14 protein-coding genes, 1 tRNA gene and 1 other RNA gene are annotated in these 18,676 nt (G+C 42.8%); 3 read left to right on the top strand and 13 right to left on the bottom strand.

Annotation, left to right across the window (positions count from 1 at the left end):
- The 3 genes from K245_RS0112120 to K245_RS0112110 all read left to right on the top strand — a co-directional run.
- Nucleotides 1-269 (top strand): transposase (locus tag K245_RS0112120; RefSeq protein ID WP_027359489.1); only part of this gene is annotated, 269 nt, incomplete at its 5' end.
- 62 nt (nucleotides 270-331) lie between these two features.
- On the top strand, nucleotides 332-3,505 hold the full coding sequence (locus K245_RS0112115) for an efflux RND transporter permease subunit (RefSeq protein WP_027359488.1): 3,174 nt from the start codon (nucleotides 332-334) through the stop codon (nucleotides 3,503-3,505).
- Between the two features lie 140 nt (nucleotides 3,506-3,645).
- Nucleotides 3,646-4,041: a bacteriohemerythrin gene (locus tag K245_RS0112110; protein WP_027359487.1), complete on the top strand. Its 396-nt coding sequence runs from the start codon at nucleotides 3,646-3,648 to the stop codon at nucleotides 4,039-4,041.
- 246 nt (nucleotides 4,042-4,287) lie between these two features.
- Here the strand turns inward: K245_RS0112110 and K245_RS0112105 are convergent, their stop codons facing one another.
- From K245_RS0112105 to hisB, 13 genes are all read right to left on the bottom strand, one after another.
- Nucleotides 4,288-5,127, bottom strand: a complete 840-nt coding sequence (locus K245_RS0112105) for a septal ring lytic transglycosylase RlpA family protein (protein WP_232223822.1) — start codon at nucleotides 5,125-5,127, stop codon at nucleotides 4,288-4,290.
- Nucleotides 5,090-7,540 carry an endopeptidase La gene (lon, locus tag K245_RS24225; protein ID WP_051284082.1) on the bottom strand — a complete coding sequence of 817 codons (2,451 nt, stop codon included), beginning with the start codon at nucleotides 7,538-7,540 and terminating at the stop codon, nucleotides 5,090-5,092. Before lon ends, K245_RS0112105 begins: the two co-directional genes overlap by 38 nt.
- Before the next feature lie 121 nt (nucleotides 7,541-7,661).
- The gene (locus K245_RS0112095) at nucleotides 7,662-8,108 is read right to left on the bottom strand and encodes an Hsp20/alpha crystallin family protein (RefSeq protein WP_027359485.1); all 447 of its coding nucleotides are present in this window, start codon (nucleotides 8,106-8,108) and stop codon (nucleotides 7,662-7,664) included.
- An 849-nt stretch (nucleotides 8,109-8,957) separates the two neighbouring features.
- A complete protein-coding gene (ispD, locus tag K245_RS0112090) occupies nucleotides 8,958-9,656 on the bottom strand; it encodes a 2-C-methyl-D-erythritol 4-phosphate cytidylyltransferase (RefSeq protein WP_027359484.1) in 699 nt (232 codons plus the stop codon).
- Between the two features lie 7 nt (nucleotides 9,657-9,663).
- The gene (locus K245_RS0112085) at nucleotides 9,664-10,992 is read right to left on the bottom strand and encodes an HPr family phosphocarrier protein (RefSeq protein ID WP_035277101.1); all 1,329 of its coding nucleotides are present in this window, start codon (nucleotides 10,990-10,992) and stop codon (nucleotides 9,664-9,666) included.
- A gap of 48 nt (nucleotides 10,993-11,040) precedes the next feature.
- Nucleotides 11,041-11,401: RNase P RNA component class A (rnpB, locus tag K245_RS26635), an RNA gene on the bottom strand.
- 45 nt (nucleotides 11,402-11,446) lie between these two features.
- On the bottom strand, nucleotides 11,447-12,184 hold the full coding sequence (locus tag K245_RS26630; protein ID WP_051284080.1) for a zinc ribbon domain-containing protein: 738 nt from the start codon (nucleotides 12,182-12,184) through the stop codon (nucleotides 11,447-11,449).
- Nucleotides 12,185-12,228: 44 nt separating this feature from the next.
- A complete protein-coding gene (locus K245_RS0112075) occupies nucleotides 12,229-13,044 on the bottom strand; it encodes a Nif3-like dinuclear metal center hexameric protein (RefSeq protein ID WP_027359482.1) in 816 nt (271 codons plus the stop codon).
- Between the two features lie 135 nt (nucleotides 13,045-13,179).
- Nucleotides 13,180-13,256: transfer RNA gene (locus K245_RS0112070), tRNA-Ile, on the bottom strand.
- 71 nt (nucleotides 13,257-13,327) lie between these two features.
- Nucleotides 13,328-15,166 carry an RNA polymerase sigma factor RpoD gene (gene rpoD / locus K245_RS0112065; RefSeq protein ID WP_027359481.1) on the bottom strand — a complete coding sequence of 613 codons (1,839 nt, stop codon included), beginning with the start codon at nucleotides 15,164-15,166 and terminating at the stop codon, nucleotides 13,328-13,330.
- 29 nt (nucleotides 15,167-15,195) lie between these two features.
- Nucleotides 15,196-16,968: a DNA primase gene (dnaG, locus tag K245_RS24215; protein ID WP_051284079.1), complete on the bottom strand. Its 1,773-nt coding sequence runs from the start codon at nucleotides 16,966-16,968 to the stop codon at nucleotides 15,196-15,198.
- Between the two features lie 84 nt (nucleotides 16,969-17,052).
- Complete coding sequence (gene hisA / locus K245_RS0112055) at nucleotides 17,053-17,787, bottom strand: 1-(5-phosphoribosyl)-5-[(5-phosphoribosylamino)methylideneamino]imidazole-4-carboxamide isomerase (RefSeq protein WP_027359479.1); 735 nt, start codon at nucleotides 17,785-17,787, stop codon at nucleotides 17,053-17,055.
- Between the two features lie 173 nt (nucleotides 17,788-17,960).
- On the bottom strand, nucleotides 17,961-18,548 hold the full coding sequence (hisB, locus tag K245_RS0112050; protein ID WP_027359478.1) for an imidazoleglycerol-phosphate dehydratase HisB: 588 nt from the start codon (nucleotides 18,546-18,548) through the stop codon (nucleotides 17,961-17,963).
- Nucleotides 18,549-18,676: the final 128 nt, after the last annotated feature.

The following is an 18,676-nucleotide window of genomic DNA, read 5'->3' as shown; positions in this document are numbered from 1 at the left end:
AACCCCATGTTACTGGAGGTGGTAAAGCAGCTGTAGAGCATCCATCCTTCAAATGGGTCAATATAATACTTGGTAACTTAAAAAATGCGCTCAAAGGTACTTATCATGCAATTAATCGCAAGCATGTTCCGCGGTACCTGGCAGAATTTCAGTACAGATTCAATCGCCGATATGATCTGCCGTCCATGATTCACAGACTGATTTATGTTGCTCTTAGGACTCCACCCATGCCATCAACCATGCTTTCTATGGCTGAAGCAGAGTGGTAATCAGATTAAGTTTTTTGCGGAGCTTTTTTTCAAAAAAGCGGCCCCGCCGGAGGCAAGCCCTAATGATAGCCAAACTGATTGAATATAGTGCGCGCAACAAGCTGATCGTTTTCATCATGCTTGTATTCATGTCTTCATGGGGATACTGGGCGCTAAAAAATACGCCCCTTGACGCCATACCAGACTTAAGCGATACCCAGGTCATCATCTACACAGAATGGATGGGACGAAGCCCAGACCTTATTGAAGATCAGATCACATATCCAATAACATCCACGCTTCTTGCAGCCCCCAAAGTTCAAGCAGTAAGAGGGTTTTCTTTCTTCGGCACCAGTTTCATATATGTCATTTTTGAAGAAGGCACTGACATATACTGGGCGCGCAGCAGAATTATCGAATATCTCCAGGCTGTTAAAAATAAAATTCCGGCTGATGTGAATCCTGTGATCGGACCTGACGCAACAAGTCTTGGATGGGGTTTTTCATATGCCCTTGTTGATGAAAGCGGAGGCCATGATCTTTCAGAGCTGCGCTCCATGCAGGATTACAATATAAAACTTGCGCTCGAAAGCGTTAAAGGTGTTTCACAGGTGGCAAGTATAGGTGGTTTTGTCCGCCAATATCAAATATCCCTCGATCCGAACAGACTCCTTGCCTACAATATCCCTCTGGCTAAAATCATGGATTCAGTCAGAAAAAGCAATCAGGATGTTGAAGGAAAACTCCTTGAATTTTCAGGTATTGAATACATGATCAGAGGGCGGGGCTATATCAAAAACATCTCTGACATTGAAAACATCCCTGTGGGTTCGACATCTGGAGGTTCACCTGTACTGATTAAAGATATTGCAACGGTCCAGATAGGCCCTGAAATAAGGAGAGGAGTGGCTGATATTGACGGCAAGGGCGAGGTCGCAGGAGGCATTGTCATTGTCAGGTTCGGTGAGAATGTCCTTAACGTGATTGAAAGGGTAAAGGGAAAAATTGAATCCAGCATTCAGCCAAGCCTGCCAAAAGGAGTTAAAATTGTAACGACCTATGACAGATCTGATCTAATCCACAGATCTATTGGCACACTCAAGGAAGAGATAATCAAGCTTGCCATAGCGGTCAGCGTTGTCTGTATGATTTTTCTGTTTCATATTCCAAGCGCTCTGGTTGTAATTCTAACCCTGCCCTTTGCCATAATTTTCTCATTCATCTGCATGCATTATATAGGCGTGACATCCAACATCATGAGCTTGAGCGGTATTGCGATTGCAATAGGCGCAATGGTCGATGCCTCGATAATCATGGTGGAAAATGCTCACAAAAGGCTTGAGGAAGCCCATCACACCGGAATGGATTTTAATAGAAACGAGGTCATAATCCACGCTGCCAAAGAAGTTGGGCCGTCACTTTTCTTTTCCCTTCTTGTCATAACAGCAGGATTCCTGCCTGTATTCACCCTCCAGGCCCAGGCAGGGAGGCTTTTCACACCTCTTGCATACACAAAAACCTTTGCAATGCTGTTCTCATCATTCCTTGCAGTCACTGCCACACCAGTTTTCATGCTTATGTTCATAAGAGGAAAAATCACGCCCGAGGAAAAAAACCCTATAAGCAAGGTTCTTCATATTCTTTATGAGCCTTTTGTTAAGATAGCCCTGAGATTCAAAAAAAGTGTCATTCTGGCGGCAATCGTTCTATTGGCATTGACGGCCTACCCTATTTACAAACTCGGATCTGAATTCATGCCTCCGCTGTATGAAGGCTCACTTTTTTATATGCCGGTTACTGCTCCAGGCGCTTCAATAGCAGGCGTAAGCAAGCTTCTTCAGATGCAGGACAAACTTCTGAAAAAGATTCCTGAGGTCGCCCAGGTATTCGGAAAGGCAGGACGTGCTGAAACACCGACAGATCCGGCTCCTCCTGAAATGTTTGAGACCATCATCAATCTTAAACCTGAATCTGAATGGCGTCCCGGGATGACTGTGGACAAAATCAAGGATGAAATGAATGACGCCCTTGATATCCCAGGAGTTGTAAATTCATTCACCATGCCCATAAAGGCACGAACCGACATGCTGGCTACAGGCATAAGAACTCCTGTTGGCATCAAAGTTCTTGGCAATAATCTGGACCAGATCGAAACAATAGGACTCGAACTTGAAAAGGCTATAATGCCGGTTCCTGGCACAAGAAGCGTTTACGCAGAGAGAGTCAATACTGGTTATTTTCTGGATCTTGAGGTGAAAAGAACAGAGGCTGCCAGATACGGCCTTGCAATTGATGATGTTCTTGAAGTTGTGAAATCTGCCATTGGAGGCATGAACATAACCACCACGGTTGAAGGAAGAGAGCGTTATCCTGTAAACATAAGGTATATGAGGGAACTGAGGGGTGACGTTGAAAAACTGAAGAGGATTCTTGTCCCGGTAATGATGGACAGCAGCACGCAATCAGGAGGAATGGGATCAGCCCAGCCTTCTTCTTCATCAGGGTCGAAAATCCTCCAGGTTCCGCTTGGAGATCTTGTGGATATTAAGACAGTCAAAGGGCCTACTGCCATAAAAAGCGAGGAAGGGCTTCTGACAGCCTATGTCTATATTGATTTTTCAGGAAGGGATGTTGGCGGATATGTCGATGAAGCAAAAAAAATGGCTGCAAAAGTTAAAATACCTGAAGGTTACAGGCTCGAATGGAGCGGAGAATATGAATATTTACTTAAAACACATCAAAGGCTGAAGCTCGTAATTCCTTTGACAGTCATGATCATTTTTTTCCTGATTTATATAAATACACGATCTGCAATCAAGACGGCCATTGTTTTCCTTGCGGTTCCATTCTCACTCGTCGGCTCATTCTGGTTTCTTTATTATCTGGACTACAATATGAGCATTGCTGTCTGGGTAGGGCTGATAGCACTCGCTGGCCTTGATGCAGAAACTGGAGTTGTCATGCTTCTGTACCTTGACCTTGCCCACGACGAATGGGAAAAGAAAGGCAAACTCAAAACCATTAATGATCTTAAGGAATGCATAATCCACGGAGCTGTAAAACGCCTCAGACCAAAGGTCATGACTGTAAGCGTTATACTTGCTGGTCTTATTCCCATAATGTTCGCAAGCGGCACTGGGGCAGATGTAATGAAAAGAATAGCTGCTCCAATGGTGGGCGGGGTAATTACCTCAACAATACTTGAGCTTGTCATTTATCCTGCCATTTACCTGATCTGGAAAGAAAGGAAGCTGTAAATATATTTCCATTTTGCGTTCATGATAACTATTATATATATGAAAGATCAAAGTCGAATGGTTATATAAAGTAGCAATATTTACTTGAATATAACCCTAAAAATGAGGAACGCATTATTCTCCATCAAGGAAAAAAAACAATGAGCGTCAGCTTTTCATGGGACGAAAAATATTCTGTAGGGAATGAGGAAATAGATAACCAGCATAAATATATGTTTGAGCTTGCGAACTCTTTGCCTGAATCAATCGAAGATGGTTCTGTCAAAAAAACAGTAATGGCTCTTTATAAATATATACTGAAGCATTTCAGCGCAGAAGAACTTCTGATGAACGATGAAAAATTCCCTTGTGCTGTGGAGCATATGAGTCTGCATAATGATCTTATAACCCAGCTCAATGAAATTACCGCTTCACCTTTTAAAAACGATGAGGATCTATTAAGATTCAAAAAGTTTGTTTATGATTGGGTAATTGAACACATCATGCACCAGGACAAGAAATTCTTTGATTTTGTAAAGCAAAAGCAGAATCTATAAAGCCCTGAAAAAACTTATGTTATTCTATGTTTTTTATATTTATCAAATAGTTGTAAAGAATACTAAAAAATTTTGCTGGGCTTTTTCCCAAAAGCGACTCGCCGGCCACGCGCTTGGTGCGCAAGCATTAGAGCTTGAACGACCTACGAATCGGCCTTTTTAGCTAAATTGGCCTAAAAGGGAGTTTTATAATTGAAAAAAAACAGCTCTTTTGTTGGAATTTTTTGAAAAAAGAGATGTAGGCTATTACTCTGCAACAGCCATTGCATCAGGGAAACCAGTTTTCATGAAGTTTTTTTCCGCATTCTGGGCATCTTTCAGATTGACATATTTACCGACCCTGACCCTGAAAAAATGAATGTCCCCCCTGTCATACTCGGTGATATGGGCATTCTCATATTTTGAAGACAGATTTTTCTTAAGGCGCTCGGCATTTGCCCTGTTCTGGAAGGCTCCCACCTGAATTGAAAAATTACCCCGCGTAAAATCTATAGGCCCCTGCCCTTTTGGAGGGGGCTTGTCCATGCCCAGAGAAGAAATCTCCACATTGCCAAGGCCTGAAATCCCAATTGTTTTTGCGGCTGTATAAGAAAGGTCTATTATTCTTTTTCTGACAAACGGCCCACGATCGTTAATTCTTACCACTGTCTTCTTGCCGTTATCAATATTTCTTACTTCGAGATGTGTTCCCATTGGCAGGGTTTTATGTGCGGCTGTCATGGCATACATATCGTATGTCTCGCCATTTGAAGTCTTTTTGCCATCAAAACCAGGGCCGTACCACGAGGCAATGCCTTTTTCCCTGTAACCTTCTGCGTCAGGAACGGGATAATACCAGATACCGTCTATCTGATAAGGTCGCTGTGTGGCAGGCGTTTTTCCTGAAGGATATGCTTTTTGCTTTCTGGCTGGCTCAGTACCGGCACAGCCAGAAATTATAACAGCGCAAACGGCAAACAAGATGCTGAAGGAAAAAAGTCGTCGAAAAAGCCCTGACGCAATGGCAGGGCTTTTATTATTCATTATCAGCATTATCACGCCAAAGGGGCTATAGTGTTGGTACTTCATCCTTTCTTCTGTCTTCAACTGTCCTTCTCTCCGAACCCTCAGGCGGTTCTCCAGGAATCTTTCTACGGTCTTCCGGAGTTTCTCTTCTTTCAAGGGCAAGCTTAAGAACATCCGTCATCTTTTCCACAAAATGGAACTCTATGGATTTCTGAACCTTTTTAGGGATTTCTTCAAGATCTTTTTCATTCCATTTTGGAAGAATAAGGGTTTTGATGCCAGCTCTGTGTGCAGCAAGAACTTTTTCCTTTATTCCGCCAACAGGAAGAACCTGGCCCCTAAGAGTAATCTCGCCTGTCATCGCAAGATCCTTGGCAATAATCCTGCCTTTAATCAGCGAAGTAATCGCTGTAAGCATTGTTACACCAGCAGAAGGCCCATCTTTTGGGATTGCCCCAGCCGGAACATGAATATGTATATCATGTTTATCAAAAAAGTCGGGAGGAGTACCAATCTGCTTTGAATGTGACTTTATAAAGCTCATTGCTGCACTGACAGATTCCTTCATTACGTCGCCAAGCTGACCTGTGAGAATAAGCCCGCCTTTTCCAGGCATGGCAGTAGTTTCAATGAAAAGCAGATCACCTCCCACAGGAGTCCAGGCAAGACCAATTGCCACTCCTGGGGTCGTTATTCTTGTATTTATCTCGTTTTCTATTTTCTGGGGCCCAAGATAACGGGAAACAGCCTGGGCATTTATCAGGATATTTCCGCTTTCACCCGTAGCTATTCTACTGGCAACACCTCGGCAGACATTGGCAATCTCTCTTTCAAGGTTTCTTAAGCCTGACTCCCTGGTATAGCCGGAAATTATCTGCTTTATGGCACCCTGGGTGAACTTTATATCCTTGCCCTTAAGACCATTCTCTTTTCTCTGCCTTGGGATAAGATATTTATTTGCAATCTTTATCTTTTCATCTTCTGTGTAGCCGAGAAGCTCGATTACTTCCATACGATCCCGAAGCGCAGGCGGAATTGTATGAAGAACATTCGCAGTTGTAATGAACATCACCTTGCTTAAGTCAAACTGAACATCAAGGTAATGGTCGACAAAGGAATGATTCTGCTCAGGATCAAGAACTTCAAGAAGAGCCGAAGACGGATCGCCTCTGAAATCGTTTCCGAGCTTATCAATCTCATCAAGAATAAAGACAGGATTGCTGCTCTCAGATCTTCTAATGGCCTGAATAATACGGCCAGGAAGAGCTCCAACATATGTCCGTCTGTGACCTCTTATTTCTGCCTCGTCACGAACACCGCCCAGAGCCATGCGTACGAATTTACGGCCAAGGGCCTTGGCTATTGATCTTCCAAGAGATGTTTTACCTGTTCCAGGAGGCCCAACAAAGCAAACTATCGGGCCTTTGGAGTCTGCCTTGAGCTTGCGCACCGCAAGATATTCGAGAATTCTCTTTTTTGCTTTTTCAAGACCGAAATGGTCCTCCTCAAGAATCTTGCTTGCCCTTTCAATATCCAGGTTATCTTCAGTGGATTTATTCCACGGGAGATTAACAAGCCAGTCAAGATAGGTCGTGGCGACAGTATATTCAGAAGAAGAAGGATGCATGCGAGCAAGACGGCCAAGCTCCCTGTCTGCCTCTTTCTGGGCTTCTTCAGGAAGATTAGCGTCTGTTACTTTCTTCCTGTATTCGACAACTTCGGTATTTGTATCATCTGATTCACCAAGCTCATCCCTGATAGCCTTAAGCTGCTGTCTAAGAAAATACTCCCGCTGCTTCTGGTTCATGTCTTCCTTGACCTGGGTCTGGATCTTGCTGCCAATCTCAAGGATCTCAATCTGATAGTTCAGAAGCTGGGTTACTTTTTTAAGTCTTTTCTTTACACCCTGGATTTCAAGAACCTTCTGCTTTTCTTCTATCGAGGAATTTATGGTTGACGTCACCATATCAGCAAGAACACCAGGCTCTTCGATTGTTTTTGCAAGAGATCCTATTTCAGGTGGAAGAGACGGAGACAGCTTCACGAATTTTTCATAAAGCTCAAGGATGTTGGCCATCATGGCTTCGGTTTCCTTGTCGTGAACATCCTTTTCAATTATGGGTTCAACCCTTGCGTGAAAATAAGGAGAAACAGATGAAAAATCCTTTATTTTAAACCGGCTTATTCCCTGAACCATTATCTGAGCTTTATTATCACTGGTTTTGGCCATTTTGATGATAACAGCTGCAGTTCCGACCTCATATAAATCATCTGGTGAAAAAGTTACTTTACCTGAGTCCTTGGCAACCACAAAACCGATGATTCTGTCCTTTGCCATTGCTTCGTCAATAAGCTTAACGGATTCAACCTGCTGAACCGCAAGGGGCAGTACCATTTTAGGAAAAAGGACAACTTCATGCAGTGGCAATATAGGCAAATTATCGGGCAGCTTCTCGACTCCACTATTATCCTGCACCACTTGTTGTTCGCTCATGTAAACCTCCCCTATCATCTTATAATGATAGATATGTTATTCCAGACTCAGAATCAAAGCGATGGCTGCTAAAGCTTCAACTTGATTTGAAATGGAAATATATTAGCGACTGAAATTAGGATTAATCACCCTCGATCTGAATCTTCTGAACCTTGTCGAGGGCCAGCTTTGCCATGAAAATCTTAAGCAGCCCATTCGTATATGATGCGGAAACTTTGTCCACATCGATGGGAGCCGGCAGATAAAGAATTCTTTCAAATTGCCCATACTGAATCTCAGCCAAACGATATGTCGGGCCTCCATCGAACTGAGTGCTTTTTCTTTCTCCGCTTATTCTTATGGCCTTATTACTGATCTCAAGCTCAAGATCATCCTTGTCGATGCCAGCGATCTCGGCAAGGACAATAATCTCGTTCTCGGACTCATAAATATCCATAAAAGGCTTCCATTTTCTCTCTGACAGGGCAAATATGGGACTGAAAGGACCAAGTATCTCTTCCATAGATCTGTTGATTCCACTCCCAAGATTATCCAGCGTGTTGCCAAATCTTATTTTGATATAGCTCATAAGCCGCTCCTGATACTTTTGTTTAGACCCTGATCGTCTGTGAAGACTTAGGATGTGCCTTGTTTAGGTTTCTATATAATTTGCCCTGAAAAGTTTTTTTCAAGTCCGAATCAAAGAAAATTGACTAAAAAAAGATAAAAAGCTGATAAAAAGAAGGAAAAAGACATTTCTTCATATAAATACTTTGAATGGAGTTGACTTTTGATATGATATAAGTCGGTTTCGAATTCAATACTACATCAGAAGAGGCTGACCACATATATGGACGGCTGAATTTGAATACGAATCATGGCTTACTTGTTTAATGATATAAAGACATGCAAAAAAACGTCTGATGCCTTACATGAAGATCTTCTTCCCTTTTCAACATGACAGGTCGCAAAAAGCCCGACTTCCCCTATCCCGGCGAAGGCCTGAGACGATGACGCTTATATCTACCTTTTTACCAGTCCGTCAAACTTAAGTTAAATCGATAACATAGAGATCATTGTTTTGTAAAGATTATACCCTCAAACAGGAGTAATATTCAAAAAAATCTCATAGTTTTGCTTAATTCCAATTCGAAATCAAAAGTTCATTGATTTTGATGGCCTCAGGGGAGGCAATGTGACTCAGCAAATTAAAGCCTGTATACCAACAAATGGATTTTCCATAAAATAAAATCTGGCAAGGTTGCACAAAATCCGATTCCCGACATTCCGGCGAAGACCGTAATCCAGAAGTAATTGAAAATACAAAGATGCCGGGGCAAGTCCGGCATGACATTGAAGCCCTTTTCTGACTTTTTGATAGCCCATCAAATCTGGTGAAATATAAATATGCAAACGATTACTCGACAGGATCGTCCTGTCAAAACTCTGAATTGCAAAAAAGAGGCAAAATGGCCTCTGCGACCACAAGGTCTTCAGGAGTTGTTATTTTAATATTAAACCTGCTGCCCTGTGTGATCCTTACTTTATGACCTATTTCCTCTATAAGGGACGCGTCATCTGTAAACAGGATATTTTTCTGAAGTGCTTCCATGTGGGCATTAAAAATCAGATTAAAATCAAATGCCTGGGGGGTCTGGGCAAGCCACAGACTTGATCGGGAAATGGTTCGCGTGGCAAATATTCCGTCTTCAGAATGTTTGACCGTATCAGACACCTGGATTGCGGGGATGCATGCGCCATCTTCCATGGCACCATCAATACACGATTTGATTATTTCATCCGAAACAAAAGGCCGCACTCCGTCATGAATCAGAACCACTCCCATTTTTTCAGGTATAGCAGCAAGCCCAAATCTGACAGATTCATGTCTTTCCCTGCCTCCAGGGACAATATGTACGGGCTTTATTGGAGATGCTTCATTGATTATGACTGAAGAGCAGAATTCAATATCGTTCAGGGGAACAACCAGAACCATAGAATCTATATAAGGACATGAGTCGAATCTTTTTATTGTTCTTGAAATAATACTTAAGCCGGAAATACCCAGATACTGTTTACGCTTCTCTGATTTCATTCTGAGGCCGCTTCCGGCAGCCACTATTACGACTGAAGCCATAATATCTTCAGCCTATGGATGATTCTGTTATTCTGAGATAGCTGAGTGATTCAGGCAAAGGAGTCCCCCTGCCCATGATATCTTCTCCATAATTAACGCTTGCCAGGATCTCAAGGTCATTAAGAGCCCTCATATCCCCTTCAAACACAACCTTTGTAATGCCTTCTTTGTTAATCTCTCCACCGGCCCATTGCAGATCAAGCACACTGCTCGCGTCGAATCTCTTTTCACCAAGCCTCATTTCGACCTTGCCTCCGAAATGGGCAACAAGCTTTGCAACCATAAGGCTTGGTCTCTGGTGAAATCCTCTGTTTCTCGGAATTGGAAGAGTCACGGAGCCTTTCTCAAGATTTTCATTCATTATCTCGACGGCAATGCTCTGCCCTTCAGAAAGAAAATAACAAACATAATAAAAGGCATAATTGATAGTCCTGTCGAGAAGCTGGGCCGGATCGACCATTCCGGCAAGTTTTTCCCTCACAGTCATATAAGCTTTCTTGAAACTTACCTCATGAAGGTGGCGCTCATAATAATGCAGAAGCCTGCCCATTACCTGAAAGAGATGATAAACCACACTGAAATATCCGCGCAGGACTTTCAGTTTTCCGGCTATTTCATGATAACCGCTCTGAACGACATAGGTATCGAAATAAGACTGGAGATTATGAACCCTGAATTCATAGCTTCTGATCATGACCTCGTTGATCTTTGAAGGAACAAGTTCCAATATTTCTTCATTAGTCAGTGGCTCATAAAAAACTAATTTATCGATTTCCTGGGCTATTTTAAAAAACTCACTTGTAATTTTTACAATATGATCTTTCTGGCGATCCTTATCTTCAGCATCAATATCAGACTGAAGCCTTTCGCCTGTCAGATAAGAAGCAAAATCATACTGTCCGTGAAGAACATCTGGAAGTGGGATATTAAGATGTCTGGCTTCTGTGAGGATAGAGGGGGCGAGACTCAAAAGGCTTGACCTGATGAAAGCCAGGGTTTTATGGCCTTCTGCAACGAATTCTGAAACATCGCCCAGACCGTAAAAAGCAATTCGGCTGACAATGTGCTGTTGTGCATATCCGCCAAGTGAAAGATGCCTGATGCTAGCGGTCAATTCCCTGTAAAAAAACCATTGACTGTTATTTTTTGCGCCGTGATAATCCAGAAAGTCTTCAAGAAGATGGGATGCTGAAATCAGCTTGGAATAGAGTCTTTTCGTGAACATATAGTCTGAAGAGCCATACTGATCTATATAAGCACAGCACTTCAGGTATTCCTGGGAATAAATCCTTACCTTTTCGAGATATGATATGTCACAGTAATTCTGTTCAACCAATGTTTTCTCCAAGGGAATCATTTAGTTAAATGGAGAGTTTATAAAAATGATCAGAGCAGAGCATAAGCCGAATTCTGTTTCCCGGACTTAACCGGGATGGTGGCCATTCGTCTGGGATGCCGATTGCCCGACACCTCTAGCGACCTACCCGAAAGCTTCAGGCGAGCAGCCCTCAAACGCTTCCCTATTTGGTCTTGCACCGGGCGGGGTTTACCAAGCTCTTCCGGTCACCCGAAAGACTGGTGCGCTCTTACCGCACCGTTTCACCCTTACCTGCATAAGCAGGCGGTTTACTTTCTGTTGCACTTTCCGTCGCGTCGCCACGCCTCCACGTTATGGAGCGCCCTGCTCTATGGTGTTCGGACTTTCCTCCGGATCAAAAAGATCCAGCGACCACCCGCTCTACTCTGATCAAAAAAAACTGTTAATCCATTGCATTAAAAACTATTTGGAATCAGTCATTATCATCTTTGAAACATCCTGCCCAGTATATTATCCTGTGACATCTCGGGCAATACATTATTTCCTTGCATCTCTGAAGCTCAATAAACATCTGAGGAGGGATATTCATATGGCAGCCACCACATATGGAACGCTCGACAGGAGCCACTGCCCTTCCGCCCACAAGTTTGAGAATCCTGTCGTATCTTGACAAAAGAGGAGGCTCGACAACTCTGGCGGCGTTCTGCCTTATGGAGCTGAGGCCATCAAGCTCATTGCGCTCGGATATCGATGAATCCAATATTTCCTGTTTCTGTGACTCGATAAAACTCTCGAGCTGGACATAATCCTTGCGGAGACTGTCCATCTCTGCTTCCAGCTTTTCCATGGATTCCATGAGCTCAAGCTGCCTGTCCTCAAGCATTGATTTACGCTTTCTGGCGTCATCCATTTCACGCTGGACAGCCTGATACTCTTTGTTTGTTGTTATGCTCTTTATATGAGACTGGCCCCGATCTATTCTTCTTTCACACTCCAGAATTTCGAGTTCATAATCCTTTAGTTTTTTCTTCAGCACTTCGATTTCAGAATCTTTAGCGCTGATGGAGTCTGAAAAACTCTTTAATTTAACATTCAGCTCATCTATACGCCCTTCAACAAGAGCAAGCGCAGCATTTATTCTTATTATTTCAGAATCAGTTTCCTGAATTTGAATAAGCGCGCCGATCTGGTCACAGCAAATTTTTTTCATATTTGTTCCCTATGATGCGATTTTCATATGCGTATATCAGAAATTTATAAAAAAACAAAAGGTTCCTTTTCAGATCTCATTTCAATTATTTCGATTTTGCGGCCTGAATCTCTGAAAAACTCCCGGAGTCTTTTGGATAAAGCTTCAACCATGAGTATCTCTGATCCGAAATGACCTATGTCCAGAAATGCCTTCCCCCTTGCCTCAGTATCCCTTGCCTCATGATATTTAAGATCACCTGAAACATATAAGTCAGACCCGTTTTCAAAAAAATCATTGATAAGACTGCCTCCGCTGCCTGTACAGATAGAAATCTTTCTTATTTTTTTTTCAGGCTGTCCGACAAATCTGACATGGGAAAGCCCAAGTTTTGTCTTTACCTGCATGGCGAACTCTGAAAGTGTTATTTCTTCAGGAAGAAGCCCGATCCGTCCGATGCCAACCGATGAGTCTTTTTCAAATCTGCCTTTTAAGCCCAGCATCGGGGCCAAATCGCAAAGCCCAATTCTTTCAGCAAGCACATCATTAAGGCCGTTTCTTGCGCTGTCATAGTTAGTATGAGCAGATACAATTGAAAGACCGGATCTGGCGAGCTTATAAACGATGCTACCTTCAATTGAAGAAAAATCTATGGTTTTTATAGGCTTGAAAAGAAATGGATGGTGGGTTAGCAGACAATCTATTTTTGCGGATATTGCTTCGTCCACAATATCGGGGGTAATATCCAGGGAGACACCCAGCCTATGGACGACAGAATAAGGATCTCCGACCTGAAGCCCTGAATTATCCCAGGATTCCGCAAGATCCCAGGGAGCTATGGAATCAATTGCATCTAATACGTCCCTTACAAGTGTTTTCATACTCCACCCCCCCCAAAAACAAAAAGGCGCGGCCTTCAGCCACGCCTTTCAATCAGCATTCTATAGAATTTCGTATTTTCATCATATGGCACGGTCTATAATAACGCGGCCTTTCTGAAATAATTATCATTAAATTGGTGGGCCCGCCTGGATTCGAACCAGGGACCGACCGGTTATGAGCCGGTGGCTCTACCAGGCTGAGCTACAGGCCCACGCACATGAAATAGTAGAAAGCTTTTACTCCGTTATGAAAAATTTGTCAAGCCCAGTTTGATATTTTGTTTTATATTTCTATAAAACTTTTTAGTTTTTTGCTTCTGGTCGGATGCCGGAGCTTTCTTAAAGCCTTTGCCTCAATCTGCCTGATACGCTCTCTTGTAACTGCAAAATCTTTACCAACCTCTTCAAGAGTGTGATCAGCCTTTTCTCCGATACCGAATCTCATTCTAAGGACTTTTTCCTCACGAGGAGTAAGGGTTGCCAGTACTTTTCTGGTCTGCTCCGACAGATTCATATTTATGGCAGCATCAGAAGGAAGCATAAACTTCTTATCCTCGATAAAATCTCCCAGATGGCTATCTTCCTCCTCTCCGATCGGTGTCTCAAGGGAAATAGGCTCCCTTGCGATCTTAAGAACCCTTCTGACCTTATCAAGGGGGATCTCCATCTTTTCGGCAATTTCTTCAGGAACAGGCTCCCTGCCAAGCTCTTGGACAAGATAGCGGGATGTCCTTATCAATTTGTTTATAGTCTCAATCATATGCACTGGAATACGTATCGTTCTGGCCTGATCCGCTATAGCCCTTGTAATTGCCTGACGTATCCACCAGGTAGCATATGTACTGAACTTATAACCTCTCCTGTATTCAAACTTATCAACAGCCTTCATAAGGCCGATGTTGCCTTCCTGAATCAGGTCAAGAAACTGGAGTCCGCGGTTTGTGTATTTTTTTGCAATGCTGACAACAAGACGCAGATTTGCCTTTATAAGATCGCCTTTCGCAAGCTTGGCTTTAAGACGACCTTCGTCAACGCTTGAAACAATTCTTTTAAGAGTTTTATTATTTGCTCTTATTGTGGATTCACGCTCATCAATCTGTTTCTGTATTGCTAAAAAGTCAGCATAAATTCCGGAAAGTTTATCAGCATCATGATCACATCTCTGCATTGCCCAGGTCAAAAACAATGCTTCAGTTGCAAGACTGTTTCTAAACTCCTGAATAGGTGCACCAAAAGTTTCCCCGCATTTTGTCATGAGAGAATTCATTATGTCGTTCCACTCAATATAACTGCGGATTTGCTTTTCTATCTTATCTATTATACTGCCTTCGAATCGCCACTCCTTAAGAAGCTCGTATATTCTCTGGCTGCGTCTCGAAATGGACTTCTTAATCTTTCTATGTTCTTCAGATTCTTTCTCAAGGAGAGAGATTTTTTTACGCAACTCAGTGTTTTCACCATCTATTTCACGTATAGCTATAATTGTCTCAATGAATTTCTGAACTTGACCGGCTTCTTCCATGCCGCTGTCGCCTTCATCGATATCACGAAGCACATGCTTTGGCCTCAAGACTCCATTTGTGATCTTGTCTCCAAGCTGAAGAATCATATCAACAGCCACGGTTGTTTCAAGCATTGCCTTAAGGACTTCCCTCTCGCCCTCTTCAATCTTTTTGGCAATCTCTATTTCACCTTCACGGCTCAGGAGCGTAACCTGCCCCATTTCCCTGAGATACATCTTTACTGGATCGGTCACAGCCCCGAAATCAGAATCATCGACTTCAGGTTTTTCCTCCTCGGCAGCCTCTTCAGGCTGAAAGATTGCTTCTCCGTCTATGGGCTCAAGCTCTTCTTCCTCGGTTTCTTCATCGTCCTCGGAAGTTCTTAATTTTGTTTTTTTAGCCGGGGCATCACTCTTGTCAGAATCAACAACTTCTATGCCAAGATCAGTAAATACAGCCAGAATCTCTTCTATCTGCTCAGGAGGAAGATCATCAGGAAGGGCATCGTTAATCTCATCATAAGTGAGTGAGCCTTCTTTTTTTCCTCTCGCAATGAGGATCCTGATCCCTTCCTTCTGGGCAGCTATTGCGGTTCTGTTCATAGCCGGTTTTTTCGCCATACTAATTAAGCCTCCCGAAAGAGTGGTTTCTAAGTCCGATTCCGCCTTACCATTTCCTGCTTTTCTTTTAAAAGCTTTAAAAGCAGACCATGGTCATTGGACATCTCGGCCTCCTTGATTCTTTCCAGCAGATCCTTTTCTCCGCGCCTGCGCTTTGACTGGAACTGATTGATCAGCCCCATGCAGCCCTCTATTGTCCAGGGATGCTCGCAAACTCCAAGTTCTGCAATAAAACTTTTCAGCCCTTCATCAATTCTGCCAAGAACATCTGACGCGAGATCCGAACCGGATTTTTCGCTATATGTTTCTAAAATAGTCAAGGCTGAAAACTTCAATTTTTCATCACTGAAGAGATCAACCAGGTTTCTTTTTTTTATTTCCGCAATCACATCAGCATCAGGAAACTGGAGCATCATGGAAACAATCATTCTCTCCATCCTGAGACTGTCTGCTTCAATAGTCTTAGGAACCGGACGAACCCTGTTAACAGGGGTGGGTTCCTGAGTATTTTTTTTCTCAAGCTTTTCAAGAAAGGCGCCGGGATCTATCCCAAGCCTCAAAGAAGCCTGCTTTGCGTAAAGAGATCGTTCAACCCTGTCATTTACAAGGGCCAGAACAGAACACACATTTTCAACGACCTTGACCCTTCCAGCAACTGAAACGCCGTGCATTCTTATGCCTTCATCTATGAAAAAATCCATTATGGATTTTTTAGATTCTGCAGCATGCTTAAAACCATCAAGGCCTTTTTCCCTTACAAAAGAATCAGGATCATGCCCTTCAGGCAGAAGAAGGACATAAGCGTCCACGCCTTCCCTTATAAAAACTTCTGCACTTCTTACAGCTGCGGATCTGCCCGCCTCGTCAGAATCATAGACAAGTACCATGCTTGTCGCATACCCCTTTAAGATCCTGACCTGATCAGAAGTGAGCGCTGTTCCAAGCGTGGCTACAGAATTTGTTATCCCGAACTGATGAAGGGACACAATATCAAGATAACCTTCTGATATATAAACAACCCCTTCTTCCCTGCTTTTTTCCTTGGCAAGATTAAGGGCATAAAGACTCTTTCCTTTATGATATAAAGCTGTTTCAGGCGAATTCAAATATTTGGGCTTTGAATCATCAAGTACCCTTCCGCCAAAGCCGGTAATCCTTCCTGAAACATCTGAAATCGGAAACACTATCCTGTTCCTGAATCTGTCGTAGAAGCCGCCGTTCTTGTTTTTAACGGCAAGACCGATTCTTTCCGCAATCTCAGGGCTTATATTCCTGCTTTTAAGAAACCTTAGGAGCGAATCCCATGAATCCGAAGCATAACCTATACCAAAAGCATTGATATTTGCGCTGTTTATCGATCTTTTTTCAAGATACCCCCGGGCATTGCCTGCTTCAGTTGAATCTGAAAAAAGATTACTCCTGAAAAAAGAACACGCAAGACTGTTTATCTCGAAGAATTTTTCACGTTCCGAGATCCGCCTTTTCTGTGAAGGTGTAAGTTCTTTTTCCGGTATGTCAATTCTGTATCTTGATGCAAGGGTCTTTAAGACCTCGACAAAGGAAAGCCCGTCCAGTTTCATGAGAAAGCTGAATACATTACCACCCGCACCACATCCGAAACAGTAATATATCTGCTTGTCCGGGCTTACAGTAAATGACGGGGTTTTCTCCGAATGGAACGGACAAAGTCCTGTCCAGTTTTTACCCGTTTTTTTAAGCAGAACCCGCTCAGAAATCACATCCAGAATATTGGATGCAACCCTGATTTCTGATATCTTTTCTTCGGGGATTCTTATTTCCACGTTAGATCCAGGTAAATATCAGACACAGAGACAATTAACGCCATTAACAAATCTTTAATAATGATAATATTTTATGGCTTATTGTCAAAGTGAGGCGCGCTCTGCAATCTTGATTGCTTCTCTGAGATCAAGTGTTCCGTCATAAAGAGCCCTGCCAGTAATGACACCGACAATGCCAGACGACTCAATTTTCTTGAGATTTTCAATATCCTTGATTGTTGATACCCCCCCTGACGCCACAACCGGGATTGAAACAGCTTCTGCAAGCCCCTTGGTCTGCTCGATATTTGGGCCGGAGTGAGCTCCGTCCCTATGAATATCAGTGAAATTTATGGCAGAGACCCCCCAGCCTTCATACTGCCTGGCTAGATCCACGGCGGTTACTTCTGTGGTTTCAACCCATCCTTCCACGGCCACTTTGCCTTCACGGGCATCTATCCCTACTATTATTTGCCCGGGATACTTTTTGCATGCAGACTTGACCATGTCAGGATTTTTAATTGCGGCAGTTCCAATAATCACCCACTTGACACCTATAGAAAAATACATGTCTATGGTTTCAAGATCCCTGATTCCACCACCAACCTGAACTGGGATATCAAGTTTTTCAACCATGGATTTAATCAGATCAAGATTTTTGGGGCGTTTTTCGATGGCTCCGTCAAGATCGACAATATGAAGTCTTTTGCCGCCTTCATTCTGCCAGCGAAGCGCCATCGCAAGGGGATCATCGGAAAAAACTGTTTCTGCATCCATATTGCCATGTAAAAGGCGGACACATTTACCATTCTTTATATCAACAGCAGGAATTACAATCATGATTTTCCGCAAACGAAAAGGGGAAGCGCTTTTACAGCGAACTCCCCTGTAGTTATTAAGATTGATCTAAGGCACTCTTAAATATATGCCTTTTTGAAACACAACTTTTGATAGTTATACCAAAACATATGGGACGTCAACCAGCTTTTTGAGAAACCAAGACTTTGAAAAAATCAGATAACGCCTTTTGTGGATCTTACACCTGAAATCCTGTCATCTTTTGAAGACGCCTCGGAAAGCGCACGTCCGCAGGCTTTAAAAATCGATTCTATGATATGATGCTCATTCTCACCGTAATGAACATTTATATGAAGGGTGATACCTGCCCTGCCAGCAAAAGCACGGAAGAACTCTTTTGCAAGATACACGTCAAAAGGGCCTTTTACATATATTTTTTCAGGGACATTAAAAACAAGAAAAGGTCTGTTTGAAACATCCATGGAAACGGAAGTAAGAGTCTCGTCCATAGGAGTTACTGCATGGCCGTATCTTTTTATGCCTTTTTTGTCACCGAGTGCAGAATTTACTGCATCTCCGAGAACTATTCCGACATCTTCTACAGTATGATGAAAATCGACTTCAATGTCGCCGGTTGCATCAATCTCAAGATCGAAAAAACCGTGGGCACTGAAAAGATCAAGCATGTGATTAAAAAAAGGTATGCCAGTGCTTATTTTTCTTTTACCAGACCCCTCAAGATCGATGGAGAGTTTTATTCTGGTTTCACCTGTTTCTCTTAGTATTGCAGCTGTTTTTGCCATTAAGAATCAAAACCATTGTTAAATGTCTAAAAATATGGAATAAAAACCTTTTCAAAAAAAGGGCCTTTTACCTTTTAAATCAGGATCAATATAGTTATCAGCCGCGCTTTAAGCGGTCAATTAAAAAA

Origin of the sequence: Desulforegula conservatrix Mb1Pa, assembly GCF_000426225.1 — a bacterium.
Taxonomy (GTDB): Bacteria; Desulfobacterota; Desulfobacteria; order Desulfobacterales; family Desulforegulaceae; genus Desulforegula; species Desulforegula conservatrix.
This window is presented reverse-complemented; position numbering and strand designations above follow the sequence as displayed.